General features: G+C 51.1%; 20 protein-coding genes. All 20 read right to left on the bottom strand.

Features of this window, described 5'->3' with window-relative positions:
- Positions 1-69: 69 nt before the first annotated feature.
- Positions 70-324 carry an HPr family phosphocarrier protein gene (locus AAV35_RS03505; protein ID WP_008587120.1) on the bottom strand — a complete coding sequence of 85 codons (255 nt, stop codon included), beginning with the start codon at positions 322-324 and terminating at the stop codon, positions 70-72.
- Positions 325-447: 123 nt separating this feature from the next.
- Positions 448-1407, bottom strand: a complete 960-nt coding sequence (whiA, locus tag AAV35_RS03500; RefSeq protein ID WP_008587118.1) for a DNA-binding protein WhiA — start codon at positions 1405-1407, stop codon at positions 448-450.
- A gap of 15 nt (positions 1408-1422) precedes the next feature.
- Complete coding sequence (locus tag AAV35_RS03495; protein ID WP_008587115.1) at positions 1423-2388, bottom strand: gluconeogenesis factor YvcK family protein; 966 nt, start codon at positions 2386-2388, stop codon at positions 1423-1425.
- Positions 2388-3275, bottom strand: a complete 888-nt coding sequence (gene rapZ, locus AAV35_RS03490; RefSeq protein ID WP_008587113.1) for an RNase adapter RapZ — start codon at positions 3273-3275, stop codon at positions 2388-2390. Before rapZ ends, AAV35_RS03495 begins: the two co-directional genes overlap by 1 nt.
- Before the next feature lie 167 nt (positions 3276-3442).
- Entirely contained in the window at positions 3443-4396 is a 954-nt protein-coding gene (gene trxB / locus AAV35_RS03485; protein ID WP_008587111.1) for a thioredoxin-disulfide reductase, read from the bottom strand.
- A 72-nt stretch (positions 4397-4468) separates the two neighbouring features.
- Positions 4469-5467, bottom strand: coding sequence for a tetratricopeptide repeat protein (locus tag AAV35_RS03480; protein ID WP_008587109.1), 999 nt, complete (start codon positions 5465-5467; stop codon positions 4469-4471).
- A gap of 113 nt (positions 5468-5580) precedes the next feature.
- Complete coding sequence (gene hisIE / locus AAV35_RS03475) at positions 5581-6195, bottom strand: bifunctional phosphoribosyl-AMP cyclohydrolase/phosphoribosyl-ATP diphosphatase HisIE (RefSeq protein WP_008587107.1); 615 nt, start codon at positions 6193-6195, stop codon at positions 5581-5583.
- On the bottom strand, positions 6192-6950 hold the full coding sequence (hisF, locus tag AAV35_RS03470; RefSeq protein ID WP_008587105.1) for an imidazole glycerol phosphate synthase subunit HisF: 759 nt from the start codon (positions 6948-6950) through the stop codon (positions 6192-6194). The genes hisIE and hisF overlap by 4 nt, the downstream gene beginning before the upstream one ends.
- Entirely contained in the window at positions 6950-7672 is a 723-nt protein-coding gene (gene hisA, locus AAV35_RS03465; protein WP_008587103.1) for a 1-(5-phosphoribosyl)-5-[(5-phosphoribosylamino)methylideneamino]imidazole-4-carboxamide isomerase, read from the bottom strand. Before hisA ends, hisF begins: the two co-directional genes overlap by 1 nt.
- Positions 7673-7704: 32 nt before the next feature.
- Positions 7705-8349, bottom strand: a complete 645-nt coding sequence (gene hisH / locus AAV35_RS03460) for an imidazole glycerol phosphate synthase subunit HisH (RefSeq protein ID WP_008587101.1) — start codon at positions 8347-8349, stop codon at positions 7705-7707.
- The gene (gene hisB, locus AAV35_RS03455) at positions 8346-8936 is read right to left on the bottom strand and encodes an imidazoleglycerol-phosphate dehydratase HisB (RefSeq protein ID WP_008587099.1); all 591 of its coding nucleotides are present in this window, start codon (positions 8934-8936) and stop codon (positions 8346-8348) included. Before hisB ends, hisH begins: the two co-directional genes overlap by 4 nt.
- On the bottom strand, positions 8929-10206 hold the full coding sequence (gene hisD / locus AAV35_RS03450) for a histidinol dehydrogenase (RefSeq protein ID WP_008587097.1): 1278 nt from the start codon (positions 10204-10206) through the stop codon (positions 8929-8931). The genes hisB and hisD overlap by 8 nt, the downstream gene beginning before the upstream one ends.
- Positions 10203-10838, bottom strand: coding sequence for an ATP phosphoribosyltransferase (gene hisG, locus AAV35_RS03445; RefSeq protein WP_008587095.1), 636 nt, complete (start codon positions 10836-10838; stop codon positions 10203-10205). The genes hisD and hisG overlap by 4 nt, the downstream gene beginning before the upstream one ends.
- Positions 10838-12019, bottom strand: coding sequence for an ATP phosphoribosyltransferase regulatory subunit (locus AAV35_RS03440; RefSeq protein WP_008587093.1), 1182 nt, complete (start codon positions 12017-12019; stop codon positions 10838-10840). The genes hisG and AAV35_RS03440 overlap by 1 nt, the downstream gene beginning before the upstream one ends.
- 73 nt (positions 12020-12092) lie before the next feature.
- Complete coding sequence (locus tag AAV35_RS03435) at positions 12093-12905, bottom strand: hypothetical protein (RefSeq protein WP_008587091.1); 813 nt, start codon at positions 12903-12905, stop codon at positions 12093-12095.
- 112 nt (positions 12906-13017) lie between these two features.
- On the bottom strand, positions 13018-14682 hold the full coding sequence (locus AAV35_RS03430) for a glycerol-3-phosphate dehydrogenase/oxidase (protein WP_008587089.1): 1665 nt from the start codon (positions 14680-14682) through the stop codon (positions 13018-13020).
- A 219-nt stretch (positions 14683-14901) separates the two neighbouring features.
- Positions 14902-15447: a glycerol-3-phosphate responsive antiterminator gene (locus tag AAV35_RS03425; protein ID WP_008587087.1), complete on the bottom strand. Its 546-nt coding sequence runs from the start codon at positions 15445-15447 to the stop codon at positions 14902-14904.
- On the bottom strand, positions 15440-15934 hold the full coding sequence (locus AAV35_RS03420) for an acyltransferase (protein ID WP_008587085.1): 495 nt from the start codon (positions 15932-15934) through the stop codon (positions 15440-15442). The genes AAV35_RS03425 and AAV35_RS03420 overlap by 8 nt, the downstream gene beginning before the upstream one ends.
- A gap of 3 nt (positions 15935-15937) precedes the next feature.
- Positions 15938-16888 carry a nucleoside recognition domain-containing protein gene (locus AAV35_RS03415; RefSeq protein ID WP_008587083.1) on the bottom strand — a complete coding sequence of 317 codons (951 nt, stop codon included), beginning with the start codon at positions 16886-16888 and terminating at the stop codon, positions 15938-15940.
- Positions 16889-16898: 10 nt separating this feature from the next.
- The gene (gene lgt / locus AAV35_RS03410; RefSeq protein ID WP_008587081.1) at positions 16899-17735 is read right to left on the bottom strand and encodes a prolipoprotein diacylglyceryl transferase; all 837 of its coding nucleotides are present in this window, start codon (positions 17733-17735) and stop codon (positions 16899-16901) included.
- Positions 17736-17740: the final 5 nt, after the last annotated feature.

Raw genomic sequence — 17740 nt, 5'->3', positions numbered from 1 at the left:
TTTGATACAGACTTCTTTTACCTCTGCTCCGGAGACTTTTCTCTGTATGTATATTTTTCAACTGAGCATTTATGCCTCTTTTACAAATTCCTCGAGCTTCGTCATGGCTTCTTCTTCATCATGGCCGTCCGTAACAAGCACTACTTCTTCGTCACCTGCGACAGCCAGACTCATCAGCCCCATTATACTTTTGGCATTTACCCGCTTTTCGTTCTTTTCAATGAAGACGTCCGAGCTGAAACGATTCGCCAGCTGGACGAACTGGGCGGCAGGTCTCGCCTGCAGTCCCGTGGATAATTCGACTTTCACCTTTTTTTCTATCACCGGTCATCCTCCTTCTTATAATCTATTTTGAAAGCGCATACAGTCTGTTCGAAAAAAACGTCCCCGGGGAAAGGGTGACGTTTCCAGTGGTTCTCATTATAGCATGAAAACCGTTTTAATACATCAGGTCCTCCCCGAAGTCCCGGAGACTTCCCCTCGTCTTACTTTTTCAGCGAATTCATCGATTTTTTTCAGACGGTGATTGATTCCGGATTTACTGATCTTGCCGCCCGGAACCAGTTCACCGAGTTCCTTCAGCGAGACGTCCTGATGCTCGAGACGCACCCGGGCCAGATCTCTCAGCTTCGGCGGCATCGCATCGAGACCTACTGTTTTATTGATGAAACGGATGTTTTCCACCTGACGGAACGCAGCTCCGATTGTTTTGTTGAGGTTGGCCGTTTCACAATTGACGAGACGGTTCACCGAGTTTCTCATATCACGGACAATTCTTACGTCTTCAAACTTGAAAAGCGCCTGGTGAGCGCCAATATTACTGATAAATTCGGTAATTTTCTCCGCTTCCTTCAAATAAGTGATGAAACCGTTTCTCCTCTCGAGCGTACGGGCGTGAAGGTCGAACGTGTTCATCATTTTGCACAGTTCTTCGTTGTGATACTCATCCGAAGAATTCATTTCCAGATGATAGGAAGACGTTTCAGGGTTATTGACGGACCCTCCGGCAAGGAAAGCCCCGCGCAGATAAGCCCTTTTTCCTTTCGTCGTACCGGAATACTTAGCGGGAATCTTTTTATTGACGGAAAGAGGGCCCTCCAGTATTTCCAGTTCCTTCAGTATTACTTCGGCATTCTCTTTCATCCGGACGATGTAGACGTTGTTTTTCTTCAGACGCATCTTCTTACGTACGAGCAGTTCGGCCGGGTAAGGAAACAGCTGCTTCATCAGCGTATAAATACGGCGGGCGATCGCTGCGTTTTCCGTCTGTACGTCCAGCAGATACTGTTTGTTTCTGAGCGAAAAAGTGCCGTTCATCCTTACAAGGGCTGCGAGTTCCGCTTCATTGGCTTCGAGGTCTTCTTTCATATTCGTAAGTTCTTTCTTTATTTCAGAGGCGAAGGACATCGTCATCCCTCCTTTCTAAACGCTGCGGTCGTTTATCATGTTGTACAGCAATTTGGACAGCTTCTCAGGGTCGTGACGGATCACCTGTTTTGTTCTGTCAATGATGTCTTCTTCGATAATCCTTATATTCATCGATCGCAGGCGGTCGAGGTCGTAGCTGACCGGCTGTGCGTTCTCTTTTGCGTAAAGTTCACGCATCTCGGAGCGGATCGGCTTATTGTGCACAATAATCGAATCCACCACGTCGTCCCCGATGTGATCATGGATCGCCTGCAGATGATCGGCAGCTGTGTAGTGGGAAGTCTCCCCTTCCTGGGTCATTACGTTACACACATACGTTACAGTCGCTTTTGTTTCGCGGAGCGCTTCTTTCACTTCGGGAATGATCAGATTCGGCAGTATACTTGTGTAAAGACTTCCGGGTGAAATGACGATCAGTTCGGAATCCATGATAGCATCAATGGCTTCCGGCAGAGGTTCGGCCGGCGTCGGGCTCAGGAACAGATGTTTGATCCGCTTGTTCGCCTCCGGTATCTTCGATTCACCGGAAACGATCGTCCCATCATCCATCTCGGCATGGAGATTCATCGAGTATTTGGATACAGGATAAATATCCCCTTTTACGTTAAGGACGCGGGAGAGCTGCTTGATCCCATCATAAAAATCACCCGTCATATTTGTCAGTGCAACGAGAAGAAGGTTCCCCATCGAATGGCCGGACAGGCCGTTCCCATCCGGAAACCTGTGTTGGAAAAGATCGAGCAGAATCGGCTCCGCTTCCGATAAAGCGGCAATTACGTTCCTGATGTCCCCCGGAGCAGGGATTTCCATCTCCGAGCGTATCTTTCCGGAGCTTCCACCATCATCAGCGATTGTCACCAGAGCAGACAGAGAAATAGGCTGCTTTTTCAGGCCTCTGAGAAGAACGGGCATCCCCGTTCCTCCCCCGACGACGAGCACTTTGTTCTCCGGCTGTCCCATCAGGAAAGTTCCCTTCTCTTTTCGATGTCCCTGTGCGTCACTTTCGTGAGGAAATCCTCCGCGAAATGCTGAGCCAGAAATTCGGCAATCGCTACAGAACGGTGCTGACCTCCCGTACATCCGATCGCCACTACAATCTGGGACTTCCCTTCTTTACGATAGCGGGGAAGCATGAAAGCGAGCAGATCCTTCAGTTTATCGAGGAACTGTTTCGTTTCGGCCCATTTGAACACATACTGCACCACTTCATCGTCAAGGCCGGTTTTCGGCCGCATCGTTTCCACGTAATGGGGATTCGGAAGAAATCGCACGTCGAACATAAGATCCGCATCAATCGGTACACCATGTTTAAAACCGAAAGACACCATCTGTACGGAGAACACCTGCTGTTCTTTCTCTTTAAACGTCTGGAGTATATCTTCGCGCAGCGCCTTCGGTTTCAGATCCGTCGTATTGAATATGGTCTGCGCTCTTCCTCTCAGCTCATCCAGCATTTCCCTTTCTTTTTTAATGCCTTCAAGCGGCAGTCCCTTCGGTTCGAGCGGATGGCTTCTTCTCGTTTCTTTATAACGGGACACCAGTTCCTGATCTTCGGCATCAAGGAAAAGTATATGATCCTCGACCCACTCTTCCTGGCTCAGAGCATCAAGCGACTCGATCAGTGAGTCGAAAAATTCCCTTCCGCGAAGATCCATTACGAGAGCGACGTTCTGGATATTGTTGCTCGGGTCCTTCATCAGTTCCAGAAATTTCGGAAGAAGCGCCGGAGGCAGATTGTCTACGCAGAAGTAGCCGAGATCTTCAAAACTCTGAACAGCCACCGTCTTACCGGCGCCTGACATACCGGTGATAATGACAAGTTTCGCTTTATATGCTTGCGGATCCATACTTTTCCCCCTTATCGGTACGTTGCTTTTTATTCTTCCTCATTATACTACGTTTTCGCAGCCTTATACAAAAAAGCGCAGGTGATAAACACCTGCACCTTAAAGATATACCTTAAAAAAGGGGCGACAGCCCGACGGGAGAACCATTACTCCCGTCCGTACGTTTCTCAGGAACCTACTTTTTCAAGTTCTTCCATCAGGTTCTCGATATAGTTTTGCGCAGACTGGGCGGCAATACTGCCATCTCCTGTAGCTGTCACAATCTGACGGAGCTCTTTATCACGGATATCCCCGGCAGCAAAAACACCCGGTACCTTCGTCTCCATTCTTTCATCCGTCTCGACGTATCCTTCCTCATTTGTAACCCCCAGGTCAAGGAAAGGAGTATTGAGAGGAATGAGGCCGATATAGACGAATGTTCCGTCTGTTTTCAGATCGTACTCTCTCTCTTCATTCTTATCATAGAGAGTGACACTGCCTACTTTACCGTTCACTTCGTTGATGGAACTTACAGTTGTGTCCCAGATAAAGTCGATTTTATCGTTGTCGAAAGCACGGTCCTGAAGAATCTTCTGGGCCCGAAGTTCGTCACGACGGTGAATAATGGTAACTTTGCTGGCGAAGCGTGTAAGATAAACACCCTCCTCCACAGCAGAGTCGCCGCCGCCGACAACAACGATTTCCTTATCGCGGAAAAAGGCGCCGTCACATACGGCACAATAGGATACGCCGCGGCCTCCGAGCTCTTTTTCTCCGGAAACGCCGAGTTCTTTGTATTCGGCACCGGTAGCGAGAATGATAGAGCGCGCTTTATATTCTTTCTTTCCGGCTACTATCGTCTTGTACTCCTTGCCATCGATGATTTCTTTGATATCTCCGTAGGCGTATTCGGCACCGAATTTCTTCGCGTGGCCGAACATTTTATTGGATAGGTCCGGCCCGAGAATGCTTTCGTAGCCCGGATAGTTTTCTATATCTTCCGTATTCGCCATCTGACCGCCCGGAATTCCGCGTTCAATGATCAGTGTGCTCATGTTTGCCCGTGAAGTATAAACAGCCGATGTCAGTCCCGCCGGCCCTGCACCGATAATAATAACGTCATAAATGTTCTCCTCATTCATGGTTATTCACTCCTTTGTCTTTCAATCTTTCATCATCATAGTAAATTTGTCACAGTCCGTCTATTTATTTGCTTATCCGATGATCCACGGACCTTCCGTTTCCGTCAGGACAGGGAATCGGGCTCGTCCCTTCTTCCACAGTTCTTCCGCTTTATGAGGATCTCCGGTATGGAAAGAGGCGATGCTGTACCATTTCATGTACTGATACCGGTTTTTCACAGCTTTCTTACCGAGCTTCCGGAACCGTTCCGCCGCTTCCGTATATTCCCCAGCTCTCGTAAGAGCCGTCGCTACGGCCAGCTGCTGTTCCTCATGCATCGGGAAGACGTTTTTCAACTGGTGAATGTGGTGTTTCACGAGTTCGAACTGATTCATCTCCACGTAAAACGTTACCAGGTTGATATGACAATGGATATCCTCCGGCGACTCTTCGGCCCAGTCCCGTTCCATCTCCACCGCGGCTTCCTGTTTCCCGGTATGGAAAAGCGCGTAAGCATACTGATGCTTCGTCAGCGGAAAGGAAGGGAACAGTTCCATCATTTCATCGAGAAGCGCAAGGGCTTCCTGCCACTCGTGATGTTCAAGGTGGTAATGGACCGTTTCCTGGTAGACGAGAAGCTCGTCCTCTTCATCAAATTGAAATTCCTCGCGTTCTTCCGGTTCAAGGGAATCGATCATTTCCTTAAGCTGTTCCGCCGCTTCGCGGAACTCCCCGTCCTCGTCTTTCTTCATATACGTGTCGATATGCCTGCTGGCGTCCTGAAAAAGTCCGAGATGAGCGTAGTTGTTCGCCATAAGATAATAACAGTCCGGATAGGCGTCCCCTTTATCGCGGAGGACGTCTGTCAACAGCTGGTTCGCTGCATGATAAGAACCAACTTCCGTATAGACGACGGAAAGTTGGCATTTATACAATGGTTCGTTTTCATTTATTTCTATCGCTTTCCGCAACCAGCGCACCGCCCGGTCGAAATACCGGTTCTGAAAAGCCTGTACCCCGTGGCTGAAATAAAAATTGCTGGTCGGGACAAAGGGAATGACTTTGCTCTCTTCCTCTACCATCGTCGTCATAAATTGCCTCCTGTTTTTCGTTCCGTATCAAAAATACTACCAATTATGCAGTATATCATAAAACGGAGCGAGTGGTGAGAGGTTTTTTCATTTAAGACAAAAGGACGCGTGAATCAGTTACTGTGGCGCTCCTCGAGGACAGCAAGAACGTCATCCAGAGGGACGTTTCTGTCTGTCAGAAGCATCAATAGGTGGAAGAGCAGATCGGCCGATTCAAGAGCCAGTTCTTCGCGGTCATCATTCTTCGCGGCGATTATGACTTCCCCGGCTTCTTCCCCGATTTTCTTCGCGATCCGGTCGACTCCTTCCTGGAACAGTTTCGATGTATACGACCCTTCCGGAAGTTCCGCTTTTCTTTTAGCGAGAAGTTCTCCGAGCTCTGTCAGCATCCGGTAACGGTCCGAGTCCTGTGAGTACAGCGCATCATTGAAACAGCTGTAACTGCCGGTATGACAGGCCGGTCCTGCCGGTATGACCTGCACGAGCACGGCGTCCTGGTCACAGTCATAAGAAATAGCTTCCACCTTCTGGGTATTTCCGGACGTTTCCCCTTTGTGCCACAGCTCCTGCCGCGACCGGCTGTAAAAAACCGTCTCTTTTCTCTGCAGCGTCTGTTTCAGTGCCTCTTCGTTCATATAGGCGAGTGTCAGCACTGTTTTGGAACGGGCATCCTGGACAATGGCCGGGACCAGCCCTTTTTCATCGAATACGACATCTTCTGTTTTCACCGTACTTCCACTCCTTTATTTCTCAGATAGTCTTTCACATTTTCAATCGACGTTTCTTTGTAATGGAAAATAGAGGCTGCGAGAGCGGCATCGGCGTCCACTTCCGTGAACACTTCATGGAAATGTTCTTTGTTTCCGGCACCGCCGGAGGCTATAACCGGAATTGTCACTATCTCCTGCACGGCTTTAAGCATCGCAAGATCGAAGCCCGTCTTTTCACCGTCCTGGTCCATGGAGGTGAGAAGAATCTCTCCCGCTCCGAGACGCTCCGCTTCCTTGGCCCACGCCGTGACCGTCCGTTCAGTCCGGTGACGGCCGCCCGCAGTGTAGACGAACCATTCATGCTTTTCTTCATCCCATCTTCCGTCAATGGCGACGACGATACACTGGGACCCGAAATAATCCGCACCTTCTCTTATGAGAGCCGGCCTTTTTACGGCCGCCGAGTTGACAGCTACTTTATCCGCCCCGTTCCGCAATGTTTCCCGCATATCTGCGATAGTCCGGATTCCGCCGCCGACGGTGAACGGAATGAGAAGTTCGGAGGCTACTTCCCTCACCACATTGATCATCGTTTTCTGTCCTTCGTGCGTTGCTGAAATATCGAGAAAAACGAGCTCGTCCGCGCCGGCTTCGTCATACATCTTCGCCAGTTCCACCGGATCACCCGCATCACGGATGTCGACGAACTGTATACCTTTTACGACTCTTCCCTCTTTGACATCGAGACAGGGGATGATGCGCTTTGCGAGCATTACACTTCCTCCTTCAGCGCTTCCGTAAGCGTGAAGCGTCCGGTATAAAGAGCCTTACCGATAATCGTACCGCTGATATTTTCGTGATGCTTCAGCTCCCGTATATCCGCAAGCCCCTGAATGCCGCCCGAGGCGATTACTTCGGCGCCCGTCTCTTTAGCGAGTGCCGCGATTTCCTCCGTATTCGGGCCGGAGAGCATGCCGTCACGCGCAATGTCTGTATAGATGAAAGTCGCAGCGCCCGCTTCCTGTAACTCCCGGCCAATGTCCGCCGCCCTGATCTCCGAGGTTTCAAGCCAGCCTTCCGTCGCGACGTACCCGTCTTTTGCATCAAGTCCGATGACGATGCGGGAGCCGTACGTACGGAGAAGTTCTTTCGTCAGCTCCGGATTTTTCACGGCAAGCGAGCCGATGATGACCCGGTCCACGCCGGCATCAAGATAAAAGGCTGCGTCTTCCATGGAACGGATACCGCCGCCGACCTGAATCTGGCTGTCCAGCTCTTCTGCTGCACGGATAACGTCCCGGGCATTTTTCCTCGATCCTTCTTTCGCGCCGTCCAGATCAACCATATGTATCCAGGAAGCCCCTTTTTCCGAAAAATCGCGGGCGACGTCGAACGGGCTGTCGCCATATATCGTTTCCCTGCTGAAATCTCCCTGCTCGAGACGTACGCATTTGCCGTTGCGCATATCAATCGCAGGATAAATGGTAAAACTCATATTTCCACCTGCTCTCCCTGTATAATTACCGCTTATCTGCGGGTGACGTGCCGGTTCTCCACTTTGCTGCAGAAGTTATCAAGCAGCTGAATTCCGGCCCTGCCGCTTTTCTCCGGATGAAACTGACTGGCCACGACATTCCCGCGCCCGATGATGGCCGGGACCTCCCGGTGGTAATCGGCGGTTGCCAGCAGAACGTCTTCGTCCTCCGTCTCCACTACGTAGGAGTGAACGAAATAGACGTATTCCTCCCCGACGTTTTCAAGTACAAAGTGACCGGGATGATGAAGTGTCAGCCGGTTCCATCCCATATGAGGAACCTTATACTTCATCCCTGCATCCGTTACACCCCGGAAACGCTTGATCGTTCCTTCGAAAACTCCCAGTCCTTCCGTAAAGCCGCCTTCTTCACTGCTTTCGAACAGCAGCTGCATGCCGAGACAGATTCCGTAAAACGGTACACCCCGGTCGATCTTTTCTAAGATGAACTGGCGGAAGCCGTGCTCTCCGAGAGCTTTCATCGCATCCGGAAAAGCACCGACACCCGGCAGTATAAGACCGTCGGCATGCTCAAGCTGCTCCGGCCTGTCTCCTATGCTGTACTCCACATCCAGGCGTTCCAATGCTTTTGATACGCTGAAAAGATTTCCCATTCCGTAATCGATGATTCCGATCATGACAGACTTCCTTTCGTACTCGGCACTCCTTTGACCCGTGGGTCGACCCGGGTCGCTTCGTCGAGGGCCCGGCCGAGCGCCTTGAACATAGCCTCGACGATGTGGTGGGAATTATGACCGTGGTGGATGATGATGTGTAAGTTCATTCTCGCTTCCAGAGCCAGTTTCCAGAAAAATTCGTGAACATTTTCCGTATCGAACGTCCCGATTTTCTGAGAAGGGATGTCCGCATGCCACTCGAGATGAGGCCGGTCCGACATATCGACGGCTACCGTGACGAGTGCTTCGTCCATCGGAAGCATCATCGATCCGTACCGCTTCATACCGTACTTATCACCGATAGCCTGATGCAGTGCCTGGCCGAGGCAGATGCCTATATCTTCCGTAAGGTGATGATCATCCACTTCCACATCCCCCTTACCGGTGAGTGTCATATTGAACAGTCCGTGTTTCGTGAACAGCTCCAGCATATGGGAAAGAAAAGGTACCTGCACGTTCAGGTCCGCTTCGCCCTCTCCGTCTACCTCAAGCTTCAGGTCGATCTCCGTCTCTCTCGTCTTTCTCGTTACGCTCCCCGATCTAGTCATCAAACCGCTCCTTTCTTTTCTCCACCGCCCGGGCGTGCCCTTCGAGATCCTCGAGCCGGGCAAAACTTGCAATTTTATCGACATTCCTGTGCCACGCAGCTGCGCTGTAGGAGATGACACTCGATTTCTTCATGAAGTCATGTACGTTCAAGGGACTTGAGAACCGGGCCGTGCCGCTCGTCGGCAGGACATGGTTGGGGCCTGCAAAATAGTCGCCGACAGGTTCCGAACTGTACGGACCGAGGAAAATAGCCCCGGCATGCCTGATGGCGCCGAGCTGTTCGTAAGGGTTCTCCGTCATCACTTCCAGATGCTCGGGAGCGAACTCATTCACCGTGTCCACGGCCTCTGTCATCGTGTCCACGACGACTGTGCCGCCAAAAAAGTTGATGCTCGCTTCTGCGATATTCTTTCTCGGGAGCTGTTTCAGCTGCTCTTTCACTTCTCTGTCCAGGTCATCCGCCAGCTGACGCGACGTAGTGATGCATACCGCAGAAGATCTTTCATCATGCTCCGCCTGCGACAGCAGATCCGCCGCGACTTCTCCTGCACGGGCCGTGTGATCACAGAGCACGGCTATTTCGCTCGGTCCGGCGATCATATCGATGTCCACATCTCCGAACACCTGCTTTTTGGCAAGGGCGACGAACATATTACCTGGTCCGGTTATTTTATCCACGGCAGGGATGGTTTCTGTACCATAGGCAAGAGCGGCAATCGCCTGTGCTCCCCCTATTTTGTATATTTCTGTTACCCCGAGAATCTGGGCCGTCGCAAGTACTCCGATCGGCACCCGGCCGTTCGTCCCCGGCGGAGTAACCATGGCTATGCGTTCCACGCCGGCTACCTGCGCCGGAATGATGTTCATCATGACCGAAGACGGGTAAGCTGCGGTTCCTCCCGGCACGTAGACACCGGCTTTGTCGATTGGGGTGTATTTCTGACCAAGCATCGAACCGTCTTGGGATGTATCAAACCACGAAGAAGGCAGCTGTTTCTCATGAAAACGGCGAATGTTCCCGGCCGCTTCCTGAATAATGTCCAGGTATTTACCGCTCAACGATTCGTAAGCGTCACTTATCTCCTCGCGCGTCACCCGGAAATCGGATAAGGAAATACCGTCGAATTTCTCCGTGTATTCCTTTACAGCCGCATCCCCCCGTCTGCGTACGCCACTCACGATGTCATTGACTTTCCCCTGGATGTCCGACGTGTCCTCCTGGCGCGACGTCTTCCATTTTTTGATGTCTTCTCTCGTCAGTCTTCTCATGAATTCACTCCTACCTGTTCGCCCATCTTCTCAATCAGCGGGTCGATCCGCTCACTTTTCGTCCGGTAGCTCACCGGATTCACGATAAGACGGGAAGTGATTTCGGTGATTTTTTCATATTCCACGAGCCCATTTTCCTTCAGGGTGCGGCCGGTGGAAACGATGTCGACGATCCGGTCGCTGAGACCGATCAGGGGTGCGAGTTCGATCGATCCGTTCAGAGGGATGATTTCGATCTGCTCCCCCTGCTCCCGGTAATAGTCGGATGCGACTTTCGGATATTTCGTGGCGATTTTCGGCGCAATCCGGCTGAGCGGCTGGTCCGGCAGCCCGGCCACCGCAATGTAGCAGGGACTTATTTTAAGATCAAGCACTTCGTAGACGTCCCGGTCCTGTTCAAGAAGAACGTCTTTGCCGGCGATTCCGATATCGGCCGCTCCGTACTCCACGTAAGTTACGACGTCCATCGGTTTAGCCATCATTACGTTGATATTCTGCTCCGGAAATTCAAGAATCAGTTTCCTTGATTCTTCCGCCCCGGCGCCTATATCATACCCTGCCTGCTGCATCAGCCCGGCTGCCTCTTCGAATATGCGGCCTTTCGGCATAGCGATTGTCAACGGTTTCGTCATCACCTGTCGCCCCCTTCCTTATACATTTCTCTCACTGTTTTGAATTTCAGAGAAAATTTCTCCACATCCGCGACCTGGTCGATATGCTGGATAACCACCTGGTCTCCCTGTTGCCGCAGACGTGCCGCTTCCTGAAGTCCTGCTTTGAATGTAGCATCATCGACAAGCAGGCATAGCGGGCCTTTCTTCGTATCCGATGCCCCGTCCAGCGCTTCGACAAGTCGTTCCACGTGTACGGCGAAACCGGTCGCGGAAGCATTCAGTTCAAACGACGGCAGCAGAGTATCGTATCTTCCGCCGTTGCAGAGAAGAGCGCCGACGTTCGGAGCGTACCCTTCGAACAGAATACCCGTGTAGTAATCCATGTGACTGATCAGATTCAGGTCGAACTGTACGAATGATGCCACGCCATACTCCTGAAGCGTCCGGTAGAGCTGTTTAAGGTCGTTCATCGCCTTCAGACCCGCCTGGCCTTTAGACAGGGCTCTGGCCTCTTCGAACACTCCCTCTCCACCGCGGAGTCGAAGCAGAGCGTTCAGATTATCTTTCGCTTCCTGCGATACTCCGAGCGATTGGACATATTTTTCGTATCCGACGTAGTTTTTACGATGCAGATAGGAAAGCAGCGCAGCTACCGCGTCCTGATCCCCGGGAAGCAGTTCTTCAAAAAGAGAACGGACGTAACCGATGTGACCGACAGTGATCACGAATTCCTCGAGCCCCGTCTGTTTCAGGGAGTCGATCAAAAGAGCGATCACCTCGGCATCCCCGTACGAAGAATGATCGCCGATCAGTTCTGTCCCGACCTGTTCAAACTGAGCAGGTTTACCCGCTTCCGACTGCTGGGCACGGAATACGGAACCGTCGTAGGCGAGTCTGAGCGGAAACCCTTCTTTTTTCAGTTGTGATGCGGCTACCCGTGCAATCGGCGCCGTCATATCCGGACGCAGTACGAGCGTATGTCCCTGCTGATCCAGAAGCTTGAACAGGTGCGTATCATGAGTCGCACTCATCTTCCCGACAGTTTCGTGATACTCCACGAGAGGTGTATCCATGAACTGATAACCGTGCGATTCGATGACCTGTGCCATATTTTTTCTGACGTGTTCTTTTTTATTGTGGAAAAAAGGAAGCGTATCGCGCATTCCCAGGGGTTTTTCAAACATGAGTTTCTTCGTCATCGTGCCCGTCCTCCCGTTCATCCTTTAGTATGCTAACATGCTAACAAAATAAAGATATAGCGTCAATCCATAGTTACTGTTCCGTGTGCGACAGGAAAAAAATGAATAAGAGCAGCGTATAAGGAATGTTTTCCGTCGTCTCCCATTCGATCACAGAACCGTTCATCCGCTGCAGTTTATCCGGAGCACCTACAGGTATCGCCCCGTTTTTCAGCGTAAGAAGCGTACGGTCCCGGCTGTCTTTTACGTAATATTTTCCGATATAAGGATCTCCCGAGGTGTAGTAGAGTGTTTCATCTTTCTTCTGATAGGAGAACACCATCTGTTTACTCTCTTTATCTTTCTTTGCTTTCATCAATCCGACGTATGTATCTTCGTGTCCCTTAACGTAAGCTTTCGAACGAAGGGAAAACCCTTTCTTTTCCAGTTCGTACAGGACTTCCCCTTCTTCTTTCACCTGGTACACCCGTGGTAAAGGAAAATTGGCCGATGCCGGGGACAGCAACAGCAGTTCAGCCACCCGGCCCATCGATGTCTTTTTGTCCGTAATGTCCCCCATGGCGTTTCCATCCATATCAAAAAAACGGGCGTCTCTGCCTGCCCCGGTTCCGAGGTACATCGTTCTCGGAACTTCAGGGAATGCTACGGGGTCGCGCGTCATCTTCAGTTCAGCCGCCCCGTCGACTTTTGTGAGATCCTTCCATCCGGCCTGAAAGAAATAAAGACCGACACCGAGAGCGGGAATTCCGTAGATCAACATCAACCCTGTCCCTCCTTTACCGATGAGAAAAAACATGAGTATACCGGCTCCGGCCAGCATGAGAGCGATTCCGCTCAGACACTGATTTCTTCCCTCTTTTTTAATAAGACTTTCCACCGAATCCATTCCCTCATCCCCTTTCTTCTCTCATTATAGAGAAAATTCCGGCAAAAAGCTAAGACTCTTCCGGCATAAAAAAACCTGCAGAAGATACAATATCCCTGCAGGTTCATTCCTGTTATCGTGCATATTCCACCGGCTTCACCGCTTCTATAAGCAGCTGTTCCAGTTCTTCTTTATATTCGTTCGTCTGTTCCTCTGTCCATTCAAGTTCTTTCGCCATGTAGCGGATTACGTTATCTTTGTGCTCGCGCACGAAGTTGATGTTGAAGAATAGGGCGCCGGTACGGCGGATGAAGAAATCCACCGGTTTGTACGTCTGCTCTTCTTTCAGAGCGTAGATAAGCTGAGTGAATACGACCGGATCGATCTCCTCTTCTCCTGCTTTCACTTTGTTCTCTTCATATAGAGCGTAAAGTTTGTCCACGTTGGCACCGTAGAAACTTACAAGTCTCTCCGCTTCTTCTTTTTCAAGGCCGAGTTTCACACCCTCGATCACTTTTTCGTATTGGAATTTCTCGAAACCTTCAGAACCTCCGACTTCCCCGCCGGAAACCGGAATGTGGACAGTATCGGTATCTCCGAAGTAGACACCGTAGTCTTTCGCCAGCTGATCACGGATAAGATCTACGGCATCTTCCGCCATCTTACGGTATCCGGTCAATTTACCGCCGGCCATGGAAATAAGTCCGGAATCGGAAACGAAAATTTCGTCTTTTCTTGAAATCTCGGAAGGGTCTTTCCCTTCTTCATAAATCAGTGGACGAAGACCGGCCCAGCTGGATTCCACATCGTCTTTTGTTACGTTTACGTGAGGGAACATGCTCTTCAGCGCCCGCAGAAGATAATCCCGGTCCTCAACCGTCATCGTCGGATGGGCGATATCCCCTTCGTATACTGTATCGGTCGTTCCGATATAGGCTTTGCCGTCCCGCGGTATAGCGAAAATCATCCGGCCGTCCGGGCTGTCGAAATAAATCGCCTGGTGGAGCGGGAACGTGCTCTGATCGAAAACGAGGTGGATCCCTTTCGTCAGTCTCAGCGATTTCCCTTTCTTCGATCCGTCTTTTTCACGCAGCGTATCGACCCACGGGCCTCCGGCGTTGATGATTTTCTTCGCTTTTACCTGATACGTATCACCGGTGATCGTATCTTCCACGACGGCTCCGGTCACTTTGCCGTTTTCGTAGATGAAATCGGTCACTTTCGCATAGTTCGCAGCCGTAGCTCCGAATTCTTCCGCTTTTTTCATAACGTCCAGCGTCAGACGGGCATCGTCCGTCTTATATTCGACGTAGAAACCTGCACCTTTCAGGTTCTCACCGTTTACAAGCGGTTCTCTCTCCATCGCTTCTTCAGGGGAGAACATGCGGCGGCGCTCCGCCTTTTTCACGCCTGCAAGAAAATCATAGACCATCAGTCCAAGGTTCGTGGAATACGGACCGAAGTTACCTTCTTTGTAAAATGGAAGCATCATCCACTCGGGAGTTGTCACGTGAGGGCCGTTTTCATAAACGATTTCACGTTCTTTCCCTACTTCCGCCACCATTTTCACTTCGAACTGCTTCAGGTAACGCAGTCCCCCGTGGACAAGTTTCGTTGAACGGGAAGATGTACCCGCTGCATAATCCTGCATTTCAACCAGAGCCGTGTTCATACCGCGGCTCGAAGCATCAAGAGCAATACCGGCTCCGGTGATACCTCCTCCGATCACTAATACATCCCACTGTTCTTCTGTAAGTTTACGGAACTGTTCTTTACGTTCATAACTGGAAAAACTCATGTAATTATACCCCTTTCCTTCGCTATCATTGTCTGATACGTGTATTCCCTAATAAACCGGAAGTTATGCAGAGGAGCAGAAAAGGAATTTTTTCTCCCCACAAAAAAAGAGACCACAGACAACTTTACGCCGGGCGTAAAGTTCTGCGGTCTCTCCTGCACTCCGACCATTTATTAACTTATGTTCATTGTAGCAGATGTTTCTCCGAAAAAGCAACCGTTATGCAAAACGCCAGAGTTCAGGCTGGGAGGTTGAGACCGAGACGGCTCCTGCGCTCAGTGCTTCATCCACTTCCCCCGCCGTACGTATAAGTCCCCCTGCAATGATGGGAATCTCAAGCTCCTGCTTTATTTCGGCGATCATCCCCGGGAGGATGCCCGGGAGGAGCTCGATGTAGTCAGGGTCCGTCTTCAGCACCTGTCTTTTATTCTGGACGAGGGCCTGGCTGTCAATCAGAAACAGCCGCTGCACCGACGTAATCCCATACCGTTTCGCCTGCTGGATGACACCGGATCTTGTGGAAATGATTCCGTCCGGGCGGATTTCCCGGCCCAGGTACTCCATTCCGTATTCGTCCGTCTTCAGTCCCTGAACGAGATCGGCATGGATAAATACGGTTTTACCCTTTTTCTTCGCTTCCCGGACCATACTTTTCAACAGCCCGATTCTCGTCTCCAGAAATACCATGTATTCCGTATCCGATTCGAGCAGAGTTTCAAAATCCTTCATGCGGCGTACTGCCGGCAGTACCTGTTGTTCAATCATGAACTTCTCCTTTCCCGAGCGGTCTCAGAGGATTTCCGCCCATGACGCTTCCGGGCGCCACATCTTTATGAACGAGCGACCCGGCGCCGATTACGGCTCCGTCACCGATGGTCACGCCCGGGAGTATCGTACAGTTGGCCCCGATCATGACATCCGAACCGATGACCACTTCCCCGAGCCGGTACTCCTTCGTCAAATACTCATGCGTAAGGATCGTCGTATTATAGCCGACGATTGAGTTTGCGCCGAGAGTTATTTTTTCCGGAAACATCACATCCGGCATAGCCTTCAGTGCAAACGCCGTCCTGCTCCCCACTTCCATCCCGAGAAAACGGCGGTACATCCAGTTTTTCCAGGGGATGAAAGGAGTGTAGCGGGCCATTTGCAGTACGATGAAATTTCGCGCAACTTTCGAAAAAGGCACGGTCTGATAAAGCTGCCACAGCGAATTCGCTCCGGTTACCACATATCTGTCTGTACGGCGCATAGCTTACCCTCCCTGATAGGAATGACGTGTGGCCTCTTTCTTATCCAGTTTCCAGTTCCACACCAGTCCGACAGCCGCCGTAAGTATGATGGCCGTCGCCAGACGTATAGCCAGCAGCGGCCATACGGGAATGCCGAGCGGAATGAATACAAGGGTATCTTCCACTACAGCGTGACAGGAGACGAGAAAGATCATTGTGAGGTACATGTCTTTTTTGGAAACTCCGTCTTCTTTCACCGCCTGGATCATCACGCCCGCTCCATACGCAAGACCGATCGTAAGTCCTGCCGTAACCGTTGTGGACGTGTTCGGTTTCATACCGAGCACTTTCATGAATGGGGCCATCCAGGAGGAGAACGTGCCGATCCAGCCGAGTTCGCGCAAGTACTGCATCACGATCATCAGCGGCAGAACGATCAGCGCCAGCTGAACGATCCCCATTATTGCAGTCGTCACTCCGTGCCAGGCGATCTCAAGAGCCCCGGACGGGTCCGTCCCTCCGGAAGTTGCGAATCCGTAAGAAGCCAGTTGCGCTCCCCCCTGCCAGAAAACGTTTATAATCCAGGCGGAGAACAGAGCAAGCCCGACCCGCAGGCCGACTACGAACCACCAGCTCACTCCCACTTTTTTGGCGACGGCCGACTCCAGAATCAGATTATGCGAAAACGACAGCATAATCGCCATGATGAATACTTCTTTCACCGTAAATTCGAAAGAAATGATCGCTGCTATCCCCGCGTATAAATTCAGGAAATTACCGATGACAAGCGGCACGGCAGCTTCCGCCGAAAGCCCGATCGCGCTGAGGAGCGGTGCTATTTTATCCATGAGCCACGGGAACACGGGCGTATACTGCACAATAGTCATGAGGAGGGTAATCGGGAAGATGATCTTCCCGAGGGCCCACGTCAGAACGAGGCCCTGTTTCAGCCCCCTTTTAAAAATTTCCTGCATCATTATCGCCTCACTGTCTCACTTTTTTTCCGTTATAATGCCGGTCCGCCTGTTTCGTTCTGCGTCTGTACCAGATCAACAGTACCGCACCGACGATCAGGACGATGGAGATGACCTGGGCCGTGCGCAGCTGGCCGACGATATACAGACTGTCCGTCCGCATCGCTTCAATGAAGAAGCGGCCGAACGAATACCAGATGACGTAACTTAAGAATACTTCTCCGCGGCGGGGGTTCACTTTCCTTGCGAGAAGGAGAAGCAGTACGAAACCCGTAATATTCCATAAGGATTCATACAAAAATGTCGGGTGGTACAATGTGCCGTCGATGCACATCTGCTGGTTGATGAAACCGGGAAGATATTGCATCACGTTCTGATAAAAACTTTCGGAAACCGGGCCGCCGTGCGCTTCCTGGTTCATGAAGTTCCCCCACCGGCCGATGGCCTGACCGAGTATCAGACTCGGTGCGGCGATATCCGCCATCATCCAGAACGATAATTTACGCACTTTCGTATACACGATGGCCGTCAGCACCGATCCGATCAGCGCTCCGTGAATGGCGATGCCGCCTTCCCAGACGGCAAAGACTTTCCAGAATGGCTGGCCGGCATATCGGTCCCATTCAAAAATAACGTAATAAATACGGGCGGAGAGAATCGCAATCGGAATCGCATAAATCAAAAGATCCACCATGTAATCTTTTTTCAGACCGAGCCGTTCCGATTCATAAGTCGCAAGCCACAGTCCAAGCAGGGCCCCGGTCGCTATAATCAGCCCGTACCAGTAAATGTTGAGAACTCCCAGCTCCAGAAATATGGGGTCGAGAGGGTCTGTCGTACAAGTCATACTTC

The organism is Salimicrobium jeotgali (assembly GCF_001685435.2).
Taxonomy (GTDB): Bacteria; Bacillota; Bacilli; order Bacillales; family Halobacillaceae; genus Salimicrobium; species Salimicrobium album.
This window is presented reverse-complemented; position numbering and strand designations above follow the sequence as displayed.